This window comes from Microvirga sp. M2 (assembly GCF_047497095.1).
Taxonomy (GTDB): domain Bacteria; phylum Pseudomonadota; class Alphaproteobacteria; order Rhizobiales; family Beijerinckiaceae; genus Microvirga.
Window position 1 is genome coordinate 1,856,596 of record NZ_CP134063.1, and the last position, 17,682, is coordinate 1,874,277.

The following is a 17,682-nucleotide window of genomic DNA, read 5'->3' on the forward strand; positions in this document are numbered from 1 at the left end:
CAGATGCTGTCAGCCCCTGTTTTCGAGCATCTTTTCACGCAGAACCGCTGCCCGCTTTTCGCGTTCGGGGCTCTATTTTCTCGTGACTCTCCAGATCGTGTTCGACAGGTCGTCGGCAATGATCACGGCGCCGCGCGGATCCACCGTCACCCCGACGGGCCGTCCCCGTGTGTGGCCGTCGTCGACGAGGAAGCCGGAGACGAAGTCCACGGGCGCACCGGCGGGCCGGCCGTCGCGGAACGGCACAAAGATCACCCTGTAGCCCACGGGCACGCTGCGGTTCCAACTGCCGTGCTCGCCGACGAATACACCCTCGGCGAAGTCCGCCCCCATGGCCGGGGTCGAGAATGCCAGGCCGAGCGCCGCCACATGCGATCCCAGGCTGTAGTCCGGGCGGATCGCCGCGGCGACCTTCTCCGGATCCTGGGGCTGTGCGCGCGGGTCGACGTTCTGGCCCCAATAGCTATAGGGCCAGCCGTAGAAGCCGCCTTCCTGCACGGAGGTCAGGTAGTCCGGAACGAGATTGGGGCCGATCTCGTCCCGTTCGTTCACCACCGCCCAAAGCCGGCCGGTTCCCGGCTGGACGGCGAGAGCCGTGGGATTGCGAAGACCGGTGGCGTAAGGCTTGTGCATTCCCGTCTGGACATCGATCTGCCAGACCATCGCCCGATCTTCCTCGGCGTCCATCCCGCGCTCGGTGATGTTGCTGTTGGAGCCGATGCCGACATAGAGAAAGCGCCCATCCGCGCTGGCGGTCATCGCCTTCGTCCAGTGATGGTTGATCACTGCGGGCAGGTCCGCCACCTTGGTCGGCGGCCCGCTCGCCTGGGTCTGTCCGTCCCGATAGTCGAAGCGCACCAGCGCATCCTGGTTGGCGACGTAAATGGCGCCGTTGACGAGCGCGAGGCCGTAGGGTGCATTGAGGTTGTCGGCGAAGACGCCCTGCATCTCATAGGTGCCGTCGCCGTCGCTATCGCGCAGCAGCGTCAGCCGATCGCCGCCTTTCACCGAACTCTTGCCGAGACTCTTGATGAAGCCCGCGATCACGTCCTTCGGGCGCAGGGTCGGCGCGTTGCCGCCGGATCCCTCCGCAACCATGATGTCGCCGTTCGGGAGGACCAGGGTCTGACGCGGAATCTTGAGGTCCGTGGCGATGGGCTGGATCTTGAAGCCCTGCGGCACCTTCGGAAGGTCGCTGCCCCAGTTGGCCGGCCGCGGGATCTTCATGGAAGGCAAGAGGCCTCGCTGCGGTTCGGGAAGATTCGGGTTCGGGCCGTACTGCTCAGACTCGGGTTCGCTATTGCAGGCGGCCAGGGCGACGGCGAGGGCGCCGATCAGGAGGAACGGGCGGATCATGCGACCCCTTCGGTTCTGAACCCGGAATAGCCGATCCAGGCCGCGACAAGGGCCAGGAGGGCGGTGACCGCAGACAGGTAGAGACCCTCCGGCATGGTTGCCCAGGCATCCTTTGCGTGGACGAGGGCGTTGACGAGCCCGAGGATCCACATGGCGAGCAGCACAACGAAATAGGCAATCGCACGCCCCCCGCGTGTCGCCGGGCGAAAGAGATTGACCAATGCCCAGAGCACGGCAAAAGCGCCGACCAGCAGCCCGCCGGCAATGAGCCAGGACGAGAAGTTCGCCCATTGCACGTGAAGGCTCGACCGGTAGGCGAGATCGCTGAGCAGCGCAGCGAGGAAGAGAGGGAACGGAAAGGCGAGGAGGATGGCATGAAGGGGATGGAGCGGCCTCAGGGGGCCTAGGCTTGATACGACGACCACATCGCCTCCTTTCGTTCCCGCTCTCGTTCCTGGGCTCGGGCGCCTGACCTGCGTCGGGCAATGGCGTCGAGGGGGCAATGCGTGAGGGTGCGGCAGGTTCGATAACAATTCTGATACCGCTGAGCGCATCCATGAAAGTGAGCGTCGGACGGAATCCCGAAAGTGGATTCCACCTTTGGGATCGACGCTCCATGAGGCCGATGAGGCCGATGTCGGTGCCGCGCTCTATCTTTCAGAGCGAGTAGAGGTCCAGCGCGCCGCTGAACCGGGTCCGGTATTGTTCGAGCTGTGGCTCGTCCTTTTCCTCGGCGGCCCGTTCGACAAAGGGAGCGTAGTTGATGATGTTGAGAGCCTTGACGATGGGCGCCATGGCGCGAACCTCCTTCTCGCTCACCCCATAACCACCGAGGAAGGCCTGCTTGGCGTCAATGGAGAGATCATGGAGCGCCAGCGCGAGGTCCCAGTAGGGCGCCACGTTGGAGGAGCAGAACTCCCAATCGATCACCGCCGTGATACTCCCCATGTCGTTCACCAGCACGTTCTTCAGTCGCATGTCGCCATGGTTCAGGACCGGGTCCTCCTCGAGGCTCTCGATCTCGCGCAGCGTCGCGTGGAGGGCCGTGAGCTGGGGCTTCGACAGCATCCTGTTCCTTTCCAGGACCTTCAGACGCTGCTCGATGTGGAGTTCGCGCCTGAGGTACTCGGCCCAGGTCTCCTTGCGCGAGAGCTGATTGCTCGACCAGTCGAAGGTGTGGCCGAAGCCGCTGGTCGGAATGGTATGGATCAATGCCATCAGGCGCCCCATCTCCCGCAGCACCGCCATCCGCTCGGGATGATGCGTCGCGTCGCTGCCCGCGGCCTTGCGTGAGACCATGTACGGGACCGGCACCACGTCGGCGCCGACTTCCAGCACCTCAGGCACCGGAACGCCGACCTCTTGCGCCCGGGCCATGGCCCATTGCTCCTTCAGGTACTCCTTCACCTTGGACGGCTGCGGGCCCATCCGGACGATGAAATCGCCCTCCGCGTGGTTGGCCTCGTAGACGAAGTTGGTGAGGCCGCCGCCCTTCTGACTGACCCGCTTGGGCTTCGACCCGAAGTGGTGGGTGATGATCGCCCGGGCCATGGCTCGGGCCTGGCGCTCGCTGACGGTCGGCGGCTGCGGCATCATCTCGTTCAACGTAATCCTCCTTCGAGCAGGATGGCGAGGCGGGTGAAAAGGCCTCCGAGCTCCCGGGAGTCCCGCACCTTCACCGTTGCGGTCAGGCCCTTGTACTCGAGGGCGAGATCGCCGACGTGGACGGCAAGGCCGACTCCCTTGAGAAAGCTGTCCATCGGGGTATCGCCGGCGCCGACCGCCTGCGCGAGATCGAGCCCGAGCTGCCCGGCCAGCGCCTCCAGGCCCGAGAGCTTGTCGATTCCCCCATGCGTGACGAAACTGGAGCGCTTCGCATGCTGGTACGCCATGAGCCGATCCTCCTCCGCGTTGATCAGCAGGAAGATCATGCAGATCTCCTGCGCGTGAAGGTCATTCCTCAGAGCTCCGACCGGAGAGGATATGATCCGGGTGGCGCTCAGGTACTTGGCCCGGATCTCCCCGACCTTCTCCGGCGACGGCGTCCAGATGAGTTCGCCCTGGGTCCAGTCGCGGGGGTAATAGAACAGGACCAGGTCGTCGATTCCGCCGTCGACAAGCCCCTGTATACCGACCAGCACCTCGTCGAGCTCGGCTGCCGTCAGCGGATAGGCACGGATTTCCTCGAACGCAATCTCGCCCTCCCGCGTCTCGACGAGGCGGCCCATGAGACCTCCGTTGAGGGAGACGAGCGGCAGTGGTGCGTTCGAGATCGCGTACCACTCGCGCCCGAAGGTGCGGATGACGTTCAGGGGAAAGCGCAGCGAGTTCAGGATCACGGGCCGGCCGTGGTCGCGCAGGCGCTTGAGGCTATGGGAGACGACATCGGGGATGACGATGCGTTGCTCGAACTCGTGCACGGCCGTGCCGTCAAGGTCGGTGACGACCGCCCCCTCCTGGACAAAGCGCGAGTCCCGGACAAAATCCCGCAATGTCTGATCGATCGCCTGTGGATCCATTGTGCCTCGCAAGCTCAGGGGAAGGGGATCAAGTCTCCGCTGACCAACGCCCGAGGTCCGGCTCAGTTCAGGCGATCCTGTGCCGATGCCGGGATGTGTCCGAGCATGGCGGCTTCCTAAAATCCATTCCGATGGGCAAGGCGGGCCGGGGATCCTGAAAGATCGAAACGGACGACCTCTGTCTGGATCGGCCGCCGGGCGGACCGCGTTGCCATGAGGCATGGGCTTCCGGCCGGACGATCCGGAGCCGGTGCGAGCCCGCCCTGGCCGAGGAGACCGATCGACGAAAGCCGCCCAAGAGCGGGAAAGAGCAGGAGAAACGGGGGCGATACAGGAGAGCGAAATGCGGATCCTGACCAGCGTTGCAGTTCTTGGACTCCTTGTCGGAACACCCGTCGTCGGAACACCCGTCCTGGGCGCCGAGGGTTGGCAGCAGCAGATTGCCAGCGGCCTCGGCAAACAGGGCACGGACATGTCCGGCGGCGTCTATCGAATCGGCCTGCTCCGGACCGATCTCAACGTCACCCTCGATGGCGTAGCGATCAAGCCGGCCCTGGCCCTCGGCTCCTGGCTCGCGTTCAAGCCCATGGGCGACGAGGTCACGGTCATGGGCGATCTCGTCCTGACGCAGAAGGAGATCAATCCGGTGCTGACGCGGCTGGAGGAGGGGGGGGTGGAGATCACGGCTCTTCACAATCACCTCCTGCGCTCGTCGCCGGCCACGATGTACATGCACGTCCACGGCCAAGGCGATCCTGGGAAGCTCGCCGCGACCCTGCGTGAGGCTCTCAGCGCCAGCAGGACGCCGTTCGGGGCGGAGACCGCCGGCATCTCGCCCGAGGCGGCCGCGAAGGCGAGCACGACGGCCTCCACTGGATCGGCCCTCGACCTGGACACGGACGCCATCGACCAGGCTCTCGGGCGCAAGGGCAGGATGAATGGTGGCGTCTATCAGGTCAGCGTGTCCCGGGCAGAGACAGTCCGGGACAATGGCATGGAGGTGCCCGCGGCCATGGGCTCGGCCATCGCGATCAACGTCCAGCCGACTGGATCCGGCAAAGCCGCGACCTCGGGCGATTTCGTGCTCACCGCGGATGAGGTGAACCCGGTCATCAGGGCCCTGCAGTCGAACGGGATCGAGGTGACGGCGGTGCACAACCACATGCTCAAGGACGAGCCGCGCCTGTTCTTCATGCACTTCTGGGCCAACGGCGACACTGCGAAAATCGCCAAGGGACTGCGCGCCGCCCTCGATCAGGTGAAGACCGCGAAGGATTAGGTGGGACCGGTGAGAGGGATATTCCTTCGAGCCGTTGGCGCCCTCATAGGGACTGCGGTCGCGGTACAAGCCGCACCCGCGACCGAGTCCATGCCCCTGCGACTTGAGGCGAAGATCCCACTCGGCGACGTCAAGGGCAGGATCGACCATATGGCGATTGACCTTGCAAGGCAGCGCCTCTTCGTGGCGGAGTTCGGCAACGACAGCGTCGGCATCGTTGATCTGAACGGCTCGCGGGTGTCGGGTCGGATCCGAGGCCTCAAGGAGCCGCAGGGTGTCGGCTATGTCCCGTCGTCCGACACCCTTTATGTCGCCAGCGCGGGCGATGGATCGCTGCGGCTGTTCCAGGCAGAGGATCTCAAGGAAGTTGGGCGCCTGGAACTCGGCGACGACGCGGACAACATCCGCGTCGACAACGCAGGCAACCGGGTGGTCGTCGGTTATGGCGAAGGAGCCTTGGCCATCATCGGCGTCACGGAAAACCGAACGGTCGCCGAGATCCCCTTGCATGGTCATCCCGAGAGCTTCCGGCTCGAGAGCGGCGGGAGCCGCGTTTTCGTGAACGTCCCCGATGCGCACGCGATCGAGGTGGCCGACCGCGAGAGCGGGAAGGTCATCGCCCAATGGCCGACGGGCCGGTCGAGCGCGAACTTTCCGATGGTCCTCGCCGAGACGTCCCGGCAGATCCTGGTGGTGTTCCGGAATCCGGCCATGCTGACGGCGTATTCCATGCAGGACGGGGTTCCCGTCGCGAGCGCCAGGACCTGCGGGGACGCCGACGACGTGTTCGTGGACGCGAAGTTGCATCGGATCTACGTGAGCTGCGGTGACGGCCATCTGGACGTGTTCGATAATGCGGGCGCGTTCCGCCTGCTGGCTCGCATCCCCACCGCATCCGGAGCGCGGACGGCGCTGTTCGTCCCCGAACTCGACCGCCTGTTCCTCGCCGTGCGCGCGAGCGCCCACGAGCCGGCGGCGATCTGGGTCTACAGGCCGGATCCTTAAGCGGAACAGGGGCGCCCTGGCGCGTGTCCATCACGCGACGTGACGCTCGGCATCCCATGTGACAGGGGAGACATCGCTTGGACCTTGCAGCCGTCTTCGAGGGGGAACTAGCGCTCCTTTACATGGAAAGGTATGTGGACGAGGGCGCCAGGACCTACAGCCCGCTTGCGGGCGAGACCGAGGCGTCACCGCGCTATCGGCCCGAACGCGGCGCGCCGTCTTTCGAACTTGTCGCCGTCAACACCCCACGGGATCGCGTCTCGGTTTTCCAGGCCGATCCCTCTCCCGGACTTCTGCAACATTTCGTCAGGCCGCAAGGAGTGCTGTTTGCGGTCCATCCCGAAACATGGGCGAACGAGACCGTCGAACGCCTCGGTGACATCCGGGCGCTCCCGCGGGACATGTCCATCCGGGTCGCCCCGACCGCCTCGACGAGAACCGTACTGGCATTGGAGCGCCCGAAGAATGGTCCCGGCTACTTCCTCAAGCTCCACTACCCGGTGAGGATCTCGCGGTTCAACCGGGAGCTACGGCGGAAGAACATTCACAACAGCGTCGCGGTCTCTCGCGATCTCGCGAACCTGCGGTTCGATAAGTTCGCGTACCTGCCCGACACACTCGGCGTCGCGTTCGGTATGGACGAACAATCGTGGGGCTTCCTGGTAAGAGAGACATGGCCTCGTCCCTTCGTGGCGGACAGGTTTCTCATTCCGTGCTTCGCCTTGTACGCCGGCGACCTGAACCATCCCGATGCACCGCCTCTGCTCGTGCAGATGATCGACCGGCTGGCTGCGGAACCCGTGTCGTTCGTCGTCGACCGGATCCTCGGTCCCGTCGTCGAATGCTGGGCCAGGGCCGCCCGCCAGCGTGGCATCCTCCTGGAGTCGCATGCGCAAAACACACTTCTCGAGGTCGACCGGGACTGCGTCCCGCGCAGAGTGGTCCATCGGGACTTCGACGTGTGGGTGGACCCTGGCGCGAGGCATCGGGCAGGTCTCGGGATGCCGTTCCTCGGACGAGGCATGGCGGCCGATACGGACGAGGCCGTCAAGCAGCATTACAGCCTCGTCTACGACCAGTTCATCGGCCACCACTTCTTCGATTACGTCGCGGGCATCCTCAAACGCGACTACGGGGTCGATGAGGCGATCGTGCGAGCGCAGGTCCGCGAGGTTTTTCATCACTCCTTCCCGGACGCGGACCGGCTCTTCCCTCTCCGGACGATGTTCAAGTTCCGGACCCAATCCCCGCCGGACCGAAGCGTCGTGCTCGAAGACATGCAGCAACCCCCTGTCTGGCGTTAGCATGCGGCTTCGCCATCCGCACATGACAGCGCCGATTGGAGAGCCGCCGCCCGCTGCTCGGCCGGATCGGCCCTCCTATCGATGCCATAGGCGGGATTCGATCACCACAAGTCCTTCGCAACCGCAGCGTGGGTATCAGCGCACGCTGTCGCAGCTCAGGAACGGTTGCCGGGGCTGTCCGTTGTCCGCCCTGCAGGCTCGAGATCTGCGGTGATGGAGATATTGTAATGCGGATCGCACAGGTTGCTCCCTTGGCCGAGGCCGTTCCCCCCAAGCTCTACGGCGGCACCGAGCGGGTGGTCTCCTGGCTCACCGAAGAGCTCGTGCGGCAGGGGCATGACGTCACCCTGTTTGCCAGCGGCGACTCCAGGACGTCCGCAAAGCTCGTCCCGTGTGTTCCTCAGGCACTGCGGCTTGCGGGGATCCGGGACCATATCGCCAGTCACCTCGTGATGCTCAACGAGGTGCGGGCGCGGGCCGACCAGTTCGACGTGATTCACTTCCATGTCGATCTGCTGCAGCACGTGCTGTTCCAGAATGTGGCGCACAAGTGCCTCACCACCCTCCATGGCCGGCTGGATCTGCCCGACTACATGCCGGTGTTCCGCACCTTCAACGAGATGCCCCTGGTTTCCATCTCCGACAGCCAGCGCGCTCCGATGCCGCCCGGGGTGAACTGGCTGGCTACGGTTCACCATGGATTGCCGTCCAGCGTCTGTCCCTTCCATGAAGAAGGCGGGGAGTATCTGGCCTTCCTCGGCCGCATCGCACCGGAAAAGAGGCCGGACCGTGCGATCCGGATCGCCACGCAGGCCCGCATTCCATTGAAGATCGCCGCGAAGGTCGACCCGGCCGATCAGGCCTATTACGAGGAGGTCGTCGCACCGCTGCTCGACCATCCTCTGGTTGAGTTCGTCGGCGAGATCGACGAGAACGCCAAATGCGACTTCCTCGGGCATGCACGGGCGCTGCTGTTCCCGATCGACTGGCCCGAGCCCTTTGGCCTGGTGATGATCGAGGCGATGTCCGCCGGCACGCCCGTGATCGCCTTCCGCAACGGTTCCGTGCCGGAAGTGATCACCGATGGCATCAGCGGCTTTATCGTCGAGTCCGTCGACGAGGCGGTCGCGGCCGCCCGCCAGGTGGGAACGCTCAGCCGAAGAGGCGTCCGGCAGGCCTTCGAGCATCGCTTCACCACCGAACGAATGGCGAGCGATTACGTCAAGGCCTACGAAGCCCTCCTCGTGCGGGACCATGCCAACGTCCTGCCTCTCGTCGCGGCGGAGTGAATCACGCGGCCGGATCAGGGCGACTCGAAGCCCCGGTCGAGCCGACCAGGTCGAGTTTGGACAAGCGTCATAGTGAGGGTATTGGCATGAGCGAACACGCCAAGGGACCGGCCTCGGGTCATCCGGAGCCAGTCTCGGACCAGTTGTCGGAGCACCATATCGAAGCTCAAACCTCGCTGGTCGAGCGTGCCTTGCGGACGTTGAAGGCCGGCGACGCCTTTGCCGTGCTCGATACCAACGGCGATTGCGGCTCCATACCGGACAGTCCCGAAGGCCTGTTCTTCCAGGATACTCGCTATCTGTCGCAGCTTGAGCTGCGGCTGGACGGCAGGCGCCCCCTGCTGTTGGGATCGGCGATCCAGGACGACAATGCGGCGCTCACCGTCGACCTGACAAATCCCGATATCAGACCCGGCGAGGACGATGCCCTTCCGCGGGACATCATCGCGCTCAACCGGACGAAATTCCTCTGGCAAGGAGTGCTCTACGAGCGGATCGGGCTCCGCAACTACGATCCTCAGCGAAGGGTCTTCCGCCTGGAGTGCCGGTTCGATGCCGACTTCCGCGACCTGTTCGAGGTTCGGGGCATGCAGAGGCCCCACCGCGGAACCACGTCGGTGAAAGTGCTTCCGCCGGATCGGGTCGTCTTCACCTATGAGGGTCTGGACGGAATGGTTCGCCAGACGATGCTGCGCTTTGAACCCTGGCCGACACGGCTCGAGACGCACCGGATCGTCTACGAGATGGCGCTGGAGCCGGGTGAGCGCCGCTCGGTCCTGGTTACCATCGCCTGCGAGAGGCTGGAAAGCGGTCAGTCTCCCAGTGCCGAGGAGGCAAACTTCCTCAGAGGGTTCCGGGACACGCGCCGGGCCCTGCGAGCTGCCACCGGCGAGATGACCAGGATTGAAACCTCGAACGACCTGTTCAACGAGGTCCTCGCCCGCTCGGCCTCCGACATGTACATGCTGGTCACGCCCACCGAATACGGCCTGTACCCCTATGCCGGCATTCCCTGGTACAGCACGGTGTTCGGCCGGGACGGCATCATTACCGCGATGATGCTCCTGTGGACGGACCCGTCGATCGCCAGAGGCGTGCTGCGGTATCTGGCGGCAACACAGGCGACGGACATCGATCCCGATGCGGATGCCCAGCCGGGCAAGATCCTGCACGAGCGTCGCCTGGGCGAGATGGCCCAGCTCGGAGAGGTGCCGTTCAAGCGCTACTACGGCACCATCGATGCCACGCCGCTGTTCCTCATGCTGGCGGGTCAATACTACGACTGCACGGGTGACCGGGCGACTCTCGAGGCGATCTGGCCCAACATCGAATCCGCGCTGCGCTGGTGCGACGAGTTCGGCGATCGCGATGGCGATGGTTTCGTCGAGTATTATCGGGAAACCGACAAGGGCCTGGCCAACCAGGGCTGGAAGGACAGCCACGATTCGATCTTTCACGCCGACGGCTCAGGAGCCGAAGGTCCCATCGCCCTGTGCGAGGTTCAGGCCTATGTCTTCGCCGCCAAGCGGGCGGCCGCGCGGCTGGCCCGAAGCCTTCATCGACACGACCTCGCCGCTAGGCTTGCCGGGGAGGCCGAGGCCCTTCGGGAACGGTTCGAGGCGACGTTCTGGTGTGAGGAACTCGGCACCTATGCTTTGGCGCTCGACGGCGCCAAGCGGCCGTGCCGCGTGCGGACGTCCAATGCGGGCCATGCCCTGTTTGCCGGCATTGCCTCGCCGGACCGCGCCCGCCGTGTCGCGGCGACCCTGATGAGCCCGGATTCGTTCAGCGGCTGGGGCATTCGCACCGTTGCGGTGGGGGAGGCGCGATACAATCCGATATCCTACCACAACGGATCGGTGTGGCCGCACGACAACGGGATGATCGCGCTCGGCATGATGCGGTATGACTTGAAGGAGGAAGCGGCCCGCATCTGCAAGGCGATGTTCGAGGTGGCGGCGTATCAGGAACTGCACCGCTTGCCGGAACTGTTCTGCGGCTTCACGCGCCGGCGCCATCAGGGGCCGACGGCCTATCCGGTCGCCTGCTCGCCGCAGGCCTGGGCCGCGGCAACGCCCTTTGCCACCCTCGCGGCGACCTTGGGGTTGGTCCTCGACTGGGAGGACAATGAGGTTCGCTTTCATGATCCCATCCTCCCGGACTTCCTGAATGAGGTTGTGATCGACAAGCTGCGCTTGGGACGGTCGGAGCTCGATCTGAGACTGCATCGCCATGGGCGAGATGTGACGCTCAACGTGCTGAAGCGTACGGGCGACGCCCGCATCCTGCTCTCGAAATAGGCCGAACCCCTGCGGCATGCGGCGGGCGCGTCCAGCCACCATGCCGAAACGGCTCCGGAGAAGGTGGCCACTATATCGCACGGCACTTTTTGGGGTTCCGTTGCATTGACCCAGTCAAAGAAGGGGAAAGCAGCCATCTGAGGAGCCTCCCTGTTGCCTCGCTTCAGGAATGTCTCGTTGCAGGGGGGAGACATGAACCTGGGCCGCTCGTCCGAGATCGTCCTAGCGCGCCGCACCATGGTGGTGGTGCTGGTCGCGATCGCTTTGCTGGCTCTGGCCGCCTTGATCTGGCGTCTTTCGGGCGTGCTTCTGATGGTGTTCGGATCGGTTCTGATCGCCACCATCCTGCACGCGATCGGAGATCCGATCGCCAGAAGGACCGCCCTGTCTCGAAACTGGGCCCTGCTTGTCACCGGTTTGATCGTGGTTGCGGTGATCGGCGGCACGGCATGGCTCTTCGCCGCCCAGGTCGGCGCTCAGATCTCGGAAGCGCTCCAAATGGCCGAGAGCGCGATTCCGGCCGTGGGCAACGCAATCGGGGTTACGGGGCTCTCGGAATATGTCGCGACAGCCTTACGGCAGGCGTTCGACACCGAACGGGCATTCGGCGTCGGCTATACGGCCATAGAGGTCGTTGCCAACACCGTCCTGGTGATCATTGCCGGGATCTATCTGGCGATCAGTCCCGATTTGTACCGGGATGGGGTCGTGATGCTGTTTCCGCACGCGGCTCGCCCGCACATCGCCGATGCCCTGAACACGTCGGGGAGTGCCCTCAGGCTGTGGCTCTTCGGTCAGTTCTTTTCGATGCTCACGACCGGAACCCTGACCTGGCTCATCATGTGGCTGCTGGGCCTGCCCTCGGCCGCCGGACTGGGTCTGATCGCCGGCGTCACGGAATTCATCCCGCTGCTTGGGCCGTTCTTAGGCGCCGTTCCGGCGCTCTTGATCGCTCTCGCGCAGGGCCCGGCCATGGCTCTATGGGTTGCCATCGCGTTCGTTGTCATCCAGCAGATCGAGGCGCATCTGATCCAGCCCTTGATCACCCGGGCGGCCGTCTCGCTGCCGCCGGCGCTGCTGGTCTTTACCTTCGTGGCGTTCGGAACGGTCTACGGGGCAACAGGCATCTTGTTCGCCGCGCCCCTCACGGTCGTGGTCTTCGTGTTCGTCAAGAAGCTCTACGTGCGGGAGACACTCGGAGAAAACACGGTCATCCCCGGCGAACCCGTTCTCGAAGAAAAGCGGGCCCCTTTCGAGAGCTCGTAGGATCGTCGTGATCGCGCACCTCAAGGATGGGCTCTGCCGTGAGAGGCCTTTTCCGAGCGAGGCCCCCCACGAGCGGCGCCGCGCCGCCGTACGGCTCCCAGTGCCGAACCCAACCCGTTCCGGGTGGATTGCCGGATCCAAGCGCTTCCGCGGCGCGGCCTGGAACGGAGGGACCGCCCATCCGGTTGAGGTCACCGAAGGGTAGGGGCGGAATGTCCCGACCTTGGCAGAGAGCAGGACCGATGAAGAGCAAACTCCTCCATGAGGACGACGGCCAGAGAACCTTCGTGGCGGTGCTGGAGACCGGCGATGAAATCGTGGCCTGCCTCAACGCCCTAGCCCGCGAACAGAGCCTGTCCGCCGCCCAGATCTCCGCCATCGGCGCTCTCAGCGACGCGGTGGTGGCCTATTTCGATTGGGAGACCAAGACATATCTGGAAATCCCGGTTGACGAGCAGGTCGAGGTCGCTTCGCTGAACGGCGATATCGGCCTCGACGAGGCAGGCAAGCCCGCCCTTCACATTCATTTGGTTCTGGGCAAGCGTGATGGCAGCGCCATAGCCGGGCATCTGGCCCGGGGGCATGTTCGGCCGACCCTCGAGGTCATCGTCACGGAGGCGCCGGTCCATCTCCGGCGGAGCAAGGACCCGGAGACCGGCCTCAATCTCATTCGTCTCTGAGGAGAGTGGAAGGAACCGTGCGGCGATAGCGCTCGCCGCCATGGCGATTGCTCCACCGCGGTCGGGGAGGGGTGGGTGCCTCCTCGCGGGCGGCGGTCCGGGCGGCCGCAAGGACCAAGGCGTCGACGCCGCCGATTCGCACGATTCGGGCGCTCGGCTCGCCGGACATGGATCGGCTCCCATTTCCGTGACACAACACACGTCCCGGGTCGGCCGCAGGCGGACGCCGTGATGCAGAGGGGAAAAGGGGAGATTTTATAGAGGTTTAAGGCGGCGGTCCGCCGCAGCCGCAGGCTCGGACCTGCCTCGTCATCGGCCTTCCAGGCTGAAGTCGAGGGGTCGTTCTCCGTAACCCGCTCCATTCCCGTCCCATCTTCCTGGTTGTCCGGTTCCCGGCTGCGCGAGCCGCGATCGAAAGTTTTATGTTGCCTTGAGCGCAAAGCTTGGCTTTAAGGGCGGCGATCTGCGGTCAGGCGAGTCTCGAGGATCCCTCCCGAGGGGGCTTTAGAAGGGCTGGGCCGATAATTACGTTCTGCAAGACTGAAATTGCCACTTGCGCATTTGGCGCAACCGCAATATCGGACGCCCTAGGTTTTTTGTTCCTGGCCTATGTAAGGTAGAGATCAATGGCGAAGGAAAAGTTTGAGCGGAATAAGCCGCACTGCAACATCGGGACGATTGGTCACGTCGACCACGGCAAGACGTCTCTGACGGCGGCGATCACGAAGGTTCTGGCGGAGTCGGGCGGAGCGACGTTCACGGCCTACGACCAGATCGACAAGGCGCCGGAAGAGAAGGCGCGCGGCATCACGATCTCGACCGCGCACGTGGAATACGAGACCACGAACCGGCACTATGCGCACGTGGACTGCCCCGGCCACGCCGACTACGTGAAGAACATGATCACGGGTGCGGCGCAGATGGACGGCGCGATCCTGGTGGTGTCGTCGGCGGACGGCCCGATGCCGCAGACCCGCGAGCACATCCTGCTGGCGCGTCAGGTCGGCGTTCCGGCGCTGGTGGTGTTCATGAACAAGGTCGACATGGTCGACGATCCGGAGCTGCTCGACCTGGTTGAGCTGGAAGTGCGCGAGCTTCTGTCGAAGTACGACTTCCCCGGCGACGACATTCCGATCGTGAAGGGCTCGGCGCTGTGCGCGCTGGAGGACCGTCAGCCGGAGATCGGCCGCGACCGGGTTCTCGAGCTGATGGCCGAGGTTGACCGCTACATCCCGCAGCCGGAGCGTCCGGTTGACCAGCCGTTCCTGATGCCGATCGAGGACGTGTTCTCGATTTCGGGCCGCGGCACGGTGGTGACGGGTCGCGTCGAGCGCGGCATCGTGAAGGTCGGCGAGGAAGTCGAGATCGTCGGCCTGAAGGCGACGGTGAAGACGACGGTGACCGGCGTCGAGATGTTCCGCAAGCTGCTCGACCAGGGCCAGGCGGGCGACAACGTGGGCGTGCTGCTGCGCGGCACGAAGCGCGAGGACGTGGAGCGCGGCCAGGTGCTGTGCAAGCCGGGCTCGATCAAGCCGCACACGAAGTTCAAGGCCGAGGCCTACATCCTGACCAAGGAAGAGGGTGGCCGTCACACGCCGTTCTTCGGCAACTACCGTCCGCAGTTCTACTTCCGCACGACCGACGTGACGGGCGTGGTGAAGCTGCCCGAGGGCACCGAGATGGTGATGCCGGGCGACAACATCACGATGGAAGTCGAGCTGATCGCGCCGATCGCCATGGAGGAGAAGCTGCGCTTCGCCATCCGTGAAGGCGGCCGTACCGTCGGCGCCGGCGTCGTCGCCGCCGTGATGGACTAAGACGACCGGGTGGCGGTTCGCCGCCACCTGTCGACCCGCTCGTAGGAGTGTAGCTCAATCGGCTAGAGCACCGGTCTCCAAAACCGGGGGTTGGGGGTTCGAGTCCCTCCACTCCTGCCAGCGGGTCGACAAGACGGACGTTTTCGAGTAAGAGGCGTCCTCAAGATGGTTTGAACAGGTGGCGCGAGGCTTGCAAAACAGCCTCGCGCCCCTTCAATTTGGGCTCAAGCGTGCCCTTAGGGAACGCTTGCAGTCGCTCTCAACGCCGGTGGACGTAAGCGAAATGGCGAAGACGAACCCGTTCGATTTCATACAGCAGGTCCGCTCGGAAGCCTCGAAGGTGACCTGGCCGACGCGCAAGGAAACCATGATCACGACCGCGATGGTCTTCGTGATGGTCGTCCTGGCAAGCGTGTTCTTTCTTGTCGTCGACCAGGCGATCGGCTGGGGCGTCCGCTCGGTGATCCTCGGGCTTGGCGGTTAAGGGGTGGATGGCATGACGAAGCGTTGGTATATCGTCCACGCCTATTCGAATTTCGAAAACAAGGTGGCTCAGTCGATCAAGGACCAGGCGGCTCAGCGCGGCCTGGAGGACAAGTTCGAAGAAGTCATGGTGCCGACCGAGAAGGTGGTCGAGGTGCGCCGCGGCCGTAAGGTCGATGCCGAGCGCAAGTTCTTTCCCGGCTATGTCCTGGTGAAGTGCGATCTGACCGACGAGGTCTACCATCTCATCAAGAATACCCCGAAGGTGACGGGCTTCCTGGGCGCCGACAAGGCCAAGCCGGTTCCGATTCCGGACCGCGAAGCCGAGCGGATCAAGGGGCAGGTGGCCGAAGGCGTCGATCACCCCAAGCCATCGGTCAGCTTCGAGGTCGGCGAGCAGGTGCGCGTCTCCGACGGCCCGTTCGCATCCTTCAACGGCGTCGTCGAGGAAGTCGACCACGCCCGGGCCCGCCTCAAGGTGGCGGTGTCCATTTTCGGCCGCGCAACCCCGGTCGAGCTCGAATACGGTCAGGTCGAGAAGGTCTGAACCGTCTGAGGGCGCCTCGCGGGCGCCCTCTTTTGGCTCTCTTTAAGAGCCTTCATCCGCGGGAGGTCCACCCGGTCGCCAGCCGGGAGCGATGGGCTGGACCGCGATCTGCAACTTCCACCTCGTTCGGTTGGCTCCGGGCAGGTGGTCCATTGGGAGCAGTCCTATGGCAAAGAAAATTGCGGGCTACGTAAAGCTTCAAGTGCCCGCCGGCGCGGCCAACCCGTCGCCGCCGATCGGTCCCGCGCTGGGTCAGCGCGGCCTGAACATCATGGAATTCTGCAAGGCCTTCAACGCGAAGACCGCGCAGATGGAGAAGGGCACGCCGATCCCGGTGATCATCACCGCCTACCAGGATCGTTCCTTCACCTTCGAGATGAAGCAGCCCCCGGTCTCGTACTTCCTCAAGAAGGCCGCGAAGATCGACAAGGGGTCGCAGACCCCCGGCAAGGGCGGAAACGTCGGCCGCGTCACCCGCGACCAGATCCGCGAGATCGCCGAGAAGAAGATGGTCGATCTCAACTGCGACACCGTAGAATCCGCCATGGCCATGATCGAGGGCTCCGCGCGCTCGATGGGCATGGAAGTGGCGTAAGGAGGGCACGATGGCTAAGGAAGGTAAGCGCATTCGCGGCGCCCGCGAGGGCATCGATGCCAACAAGCTGTATCCGATCCAGGATGCGGTGAAGCTGATCAAGGACCGCGCCAAGGCGAAGTTCGACGAGACCATCGAGATCTCGATGAATCTCGGCGTCGATCCCCGTCACGCCGACCAGATGGTCCGCGGCGTCTGCAACCTGCCGAACGGCTCGGGCCGGACGGTCCGCGTGGCCGTGTTCGCCCGTGGGCCCAAGGCCGACGAGGCCAAGGCTGCCGGTGCCGACATCGTGGGCGCCGAGGATCTGTTCGAGGCCGTCAACGGCGGCACGATCGACTTCGACCGCTGCATCGCGACCCCGGACATGATGGGCCTCGTGGGCCGTCTCGGCAAGGTGCTGGGCCCGCGCGGCCTGATGCCGAACCCGCGCGTCGGCACGGTCACCATGGACGTCAAGAGCGCCGTCGAGGCCGCCAAGGGCGGCGCCGTCGAGTTCCGCGTCGAGAAGGCCGGTATCGTTCATGCCGGCATCGGCAAGGCCTCTTTCGACGAGGGCAAGCTCGTCGAGAACATCAGGGCCTTCGCTGACGCCGTCTCCAAGGCAAAGCCCTCGGGCGCCAAGGGCACCTACATCCAGCGCATCGCCGTGTCTTCGACGATGGGCCCCGGCGTGAAGGTGGATCCGTCTTCGGTCCTCAACGGCTGATCGATCCTTTGAACGGAATGCGGAAAGCCCGGCGCCTGTCGCCGGGCTTTTTGTTTTGCGAATCAGCAGGTTGGCGAAAACACGAGACAAGATTCCGCCGGCAGTCGCCTCTGGCCGGAGCGTAACTGCAGGGTCGTCTCCCTCCGCGGGGCGGCCACCTCGCATGCTGGCGCAACGTTATTGCGAGGTATCAATAAATCCTCAAAATCCTTCCAGTTGCCCCTTGGCAATCGGGCTTCGAAGGCTTATTAGAACGCGTTGAGATTCCAACATATGCCGAAGCTGCGCTTTCGCGCGTGCTTTTGGCTGCGAATCCGCCCCGGAGACGGGGCGGTGACAGGCCGGCGGGTCAAAGGGCAACCTTTGGCGCGTTCCGGCTATGTCCTGTCCGAGACTGCAGGCGCTGGCTTGTCCAGCTTAATTCGCGAGGGCCTGCATAGACGGGGAAGCCGAGTTTCATGCCTGTTCAACGCGGGCAGCGAGTTTCGGTTCGAACCATCTTACCCTTTGCGCCGCCCGGCGCATCTGGGGGA

The 17,682-nt window shown here is 64.4% G+C and carries 17 protein-coding genes and 1 tRNA gene; 13 read left to right on the forward strand and 5 right to left on the reverse strand.

Annotated elements, in window-relative coordinates:
• Positions 1 to 72: 72 nt before the first annotated feature.
• The 4 genes from RE429_RS08750 to RE429_RS08765 all read right to left on the reverse strand — a co-directional run bounded on the left by RE429_RS08750 (position 73) and on the right by RE429_RS08765 (position 3,875).
• On the reverse strand, positions 73 to 1,356 hold the full coding sequence (locus RE429_RS08750; RefSeq protein ID WP_414473913.1) for a PQQ-dependent sugar dehydrogenase: 1,284 nt from the start codon (positions 1,354 to 1,356) through the stop codon (positions 73 to 75).
• Positions 1,353 to 1,781 carry a DUF2231 domain-containing protein gene (locus RE429_RS08755; protein ID WP_414473914.1) on the reverse strand — a complete coding sequence of 143 codons (429 nt, stop codon included), beginning with the start codon at positions 1,779 to 1,781 and terminating at the stop codon, positions 1,353 to 1,355. The genes RE429_RS08750 and RE429_RS08755 overlap by 4 nt, the downstream gene beginning before the upstream one ends.
• 232 nt (positions 1,782 to 2,013) lie before the next feature.
• Positions 2,014 to 2,952 (reverse strand): phosphotransferase family protein, encoded by a 939-nt coding sequence (locus tag RE429_RS08760; RefSeq protein ID WP_414474158.1) that lies wholly within the window; start codon positions 2,950 to 2,952, stop codon positions 2,014 to 2,016.
• A 5-nt stretch (positions 2,953 to 2,957) separates the two neighbouring features.
• On the reverse strand, positions 2,958 to 3,875 hold the full coding sequence (locus RE429_RS08765) for an HAD family phosphatase (RefSeq protein WP_414473915.1): 918 nt from the start codon (positions 3,873 to 3,875) through the stop codon (positions 2,958 to 2,960).
• Between the two features lie 343 nt (positions 3,876 to 4,218).
• Between RE429_RS08765 and RE429_RS08770 the strand changes: the two genes are divergently transcribed.
• The 7 genes from RE429_RS08770 (at position 4,219) to RE429_RS08800 (ending at position 12,998) form a co-directional block, all read left to right on the forward strand.
• Positions 4,219 to 5,154 carry a DUF1259 domain-containing protein gene (locus tag RE429_RS08770; RefSeq protein ID WP_414473916.1) on the forward strand — a complete coding sequence of 312 codons (936 nt, stop codon included), beginning with the start codon at positions 4,219 to 4,221 and terminating at the stop codon, positions 5,152 to 5,154.
• Positions 5,155 to 5,244: 90 nt separating this feature from the next.
• The gene (locus tag RE429_RS08775; RefSeq protein WP_414473917.1) at positions 5,245 to 6,159 is read left to right on the forward strand and encodes a hypothetical protein; all 915 of its coding nucleotides are present in this window, start codon (positions 5,245 to 5,247) and stop codon (positions 6,157 to 6,159) included.
• Positions 6,160 to 6,236: 77 nt separating this feature from the next.
• Positions 6,237 to 7,463, forward strand: coding sequence for an IucA/IucC family C-terminal-domain containing protein (locus tag RE429_RS08780; protein ID WP_414473918.1), 1,227 nt, complete (start codon positions 6,237 to 6,239; stop codon positions 7,461 to 7,463).
• 227 nt (positions 7,464 to 7,690) lie between these two features.
• A complete protein-coding gene (locus tag RE429_RS08785; protein WP_414473919.1) occupies positions 7,691 to 8,752 on the forward strand; it encodes a glycosyltransferase family 4 protein in 1,062 nt (353 codons plus the stop codon).
• An 86-nt stretch (positions 8,753 to 8,838) separates the two neighbouring features.
• The gene (locus RE429_RS08790; protein WP_414473920.1) at positions 8,839 to 11,052 is read left to right on the forward strand and encodes a glycogen debranching N-terminal domain-containing protein; all 2,214 of its coding nucleotides are present in this window, start codon (positions 8,839 to 8,841) and stop codon (positions 11,050 to 11,052) included.
• 192 nt (positions 11,053 to 11,244) lie between these two features.
• A complete protein-coding gene (locus RE429_RS08795) occupies positions 11,245 to 12,318 on the forward strand; it encodes an AI-2E family transporter (protein ID WP_414473921.1) in 1,074 nt (357 codons plus the stop codon).
• A gap of 242 nt (positions 12,319 to 12,560) precedes the next feature.
• Positions 12,561 to 12,998 (forward strand): PPC domain-containing DNA-binding protein, encoded by a 438-nt coding sequence (locus RE429_RS08800; protein WP_414473922.1) that lies wholly within the window; start codon positions 12,561 to 12,563, stop codon positions 12,996 to 12,998.
• Here the strand turns inward: RE429_RS08800 and RE429_RS08805 are convergent.
• The gene (locus RE429_RS08805) at positions 12,985 to 13,167 is read right to left on the reverse strand and encodes a hypothetical protein (protein WP_414473923.1); all 183 of its coding nucleotides are present in this window, start codon (positions 13,165 to 13,167) and stop codon (positions 12,985 to 12,987) included. The genes RE429_RS08800 and RE429_RS08805 overlap by 14 nt on opposite strands.
• 457 nt (positions 13,168 to 13,624) lie before the next feature.
• Here RE429_RS08805 and tuf point away from each other — a divergent pair, with 457 nt between their 5' ends.
• The 6 genes from tuf to rplA all read left to right on the forward strand — a co-directional run bounded on the left by tuf (position 13,625) and on the right by rplA (position 17,149).
• Positions 13,625 to 14,815 carry an elongation factor Tu gene (tuf, locus tag RE429_RS08810; protein WP_370438052.1) on the forward strand — a complete coding sequence of 397 codons (1,191 nt, stop codon included), beginning with the start codon at positions 13,625 to 13,627 and terminating at the stop codon, positions 14,813 to 14,815.
• Positions 14,816 to 14,858: 43 nt separating this feature from the next.
• Positions 14,859 to 14,935: transfer RNA gene (locus tag RE429_RS08815), tRNA-Trp, on the forward strand.
• Between the two features lie 163 nt (positions 14,936 to 15,098).
• Entirely contained in the window at positions 15,099 to 15,299 is a 201-nt protein-coding gene (gene secE, locus RE429_RS08820) for a preprotein translocase subunit SecE (RefSeq protein WP_370438062.1), read from the forward strand.
• Between the two features lie 12 nt (positions 15,300 to 15,311).
• A complete protein-coding gene (nusG, locus tag RE429_RS08825) occupies positions 15,312 to 15,845 on the forward strand; it encodes a transcription termination/antitermination protein NusG (protein WP_414473924.1) in 534 nt (177 codons plus the stop codon).
• 166 nt (positions 15,846 to 16,011) lie between these two features.
• Positions 16,012 to 16,440 carry a 50S ribosomal protein L11 gene (gene rplK, locus RE429_RS08830; RefSeq protein WP_370438060.1) on the forward strand — a complete coding sequence of 143 codons (429 nt, stop codon included), beginning with the start codon at positions 16,012 to 16,014 and terminating at the stop codon, positions 16,438 to 16,440.
• A 10-nt stretch (positions 16,441 to 16,450) separates the two neighbouring features.
• Positions 16,451 to 17,149, forward strand: coding sequence for a 50S ribosomal protein L1 (gene rplA, locus RE429_RS08835; protein ID WP_414473925.1), 699 nt, complete (start codon positions 16,451 to 16,453; stop codon positions 17,147 to 17,149).
• The last annotated feature ends 533 nt before the right edge of the window (positions 17,150 to 17,682 follow it).

Excerpts from the sequence above, each read along its gene's own strand:
- RE429_RS08750 (WP_414473913.1), bottom strand. The coding sequence starts at position 1,356 with ATGATCCGCCCGTTCCTCCTGATCGGCGCCCTCGCCGTCGCCCTGGCC.
- RE429_RS08760 (WP_414474158.1), bottom strand. The coding sequence starts at position 2,952 with ATGATGCCGCAGCCGCCGACCGTCAGCGAGCGCCAGGCCCGAGCCATG.
- RE429_RS08765 (WP_414473915.1), bottom strand. The coding sequence starts at position 3,875 with ATGGATCCACAGGCGATCGATCAGACATTGCGGGATTTTGTCCGGGAC.
- RE429_RS08770 (WP_414473916.1), top strand. The coding sequence starts at position 4,219 with ATGCGGATCCTGACCAGCGTTGCAGTTCTTGGACTCCTTGTCGGAACA.
- RE429_RS08775 (WP_414473917.1), top strand. The coding sequence starts at position 5,245 with ATGCCCCTGCGACTTGAGGCGAAGATCCCACTCGGCGACGTCAAGGGC.
- RE429_RS08785 (WP_414473919.1), top strand. The coding sequence starts at position 7,691 with ATGCGGATCGCACAGGTTGCTCCCTTGGCCGAGGCCGTTCCCCCCAAG.
- RE429_RS08790 (WP_414473920.1), top strand. The coding sequence starts at position 8,839 with ATGAGCGAACACGCCAAGGGACCGGCCTCGGGTCATCCGGAGCCAGTC.
- RE429_RS08795 (WP_414473921.1), top strand. The coding sequence starts at position 11,245 with ATGAACCTGGGCCGCTCGTCCGAGATCGTCCTAGCGCGCCGCACCATG.
- RE429_RS08800 (WP_414473922.1), top strand. The coding sequence starts at position 12,561 with ATGAAGAGCAAACTCCTCCATGAGGACGACGGCCAGAGAACCTTCGTG.
- RE429_RS08805 (WP_414473923.1), bottom strand. The coding sequence starts at position 13,167 with ATGTCCGGCGAGCCGAGCGCCCGAATCGTGCGAATCGGCGGCGTCGAC.
- tuf (WP_370438052.1), top strand. The coding sequence starts at position 13,625 with ATGGCGAAGGAAAAGTTTGAGCGGAATAAGCCGCACTGCAACATCGGG.
- secE (WP_370438062.1), top strand. The coding sequence starts at position 15,099 with ATGGCGAAGACGAACCCGTTCGATTTCATACAGCAGGTCCGCTCGGAA.
- nusG (WP_414473924.1), top strand. The coding sequence starts at position 15,312 with ATGACGAAGCGTTGGTATATCGTCCACGCCTATTCGAATTTCGAAAAC.
- rplK (WP_370438060.1), top strand. The coding sequence starts at position 16,012 with ATGGCAAAGAAAATTGCGGGCTACGTAAAGCTTCAAGTGCCCGCCGGC.
- rplA (WP_414473925.1), top strand. The coding sequence starts at position 16,451 with ATGGCTAAGGAAGGTAAGCGCATTCGCGGCGCCCGCGAGGGCATCGAT.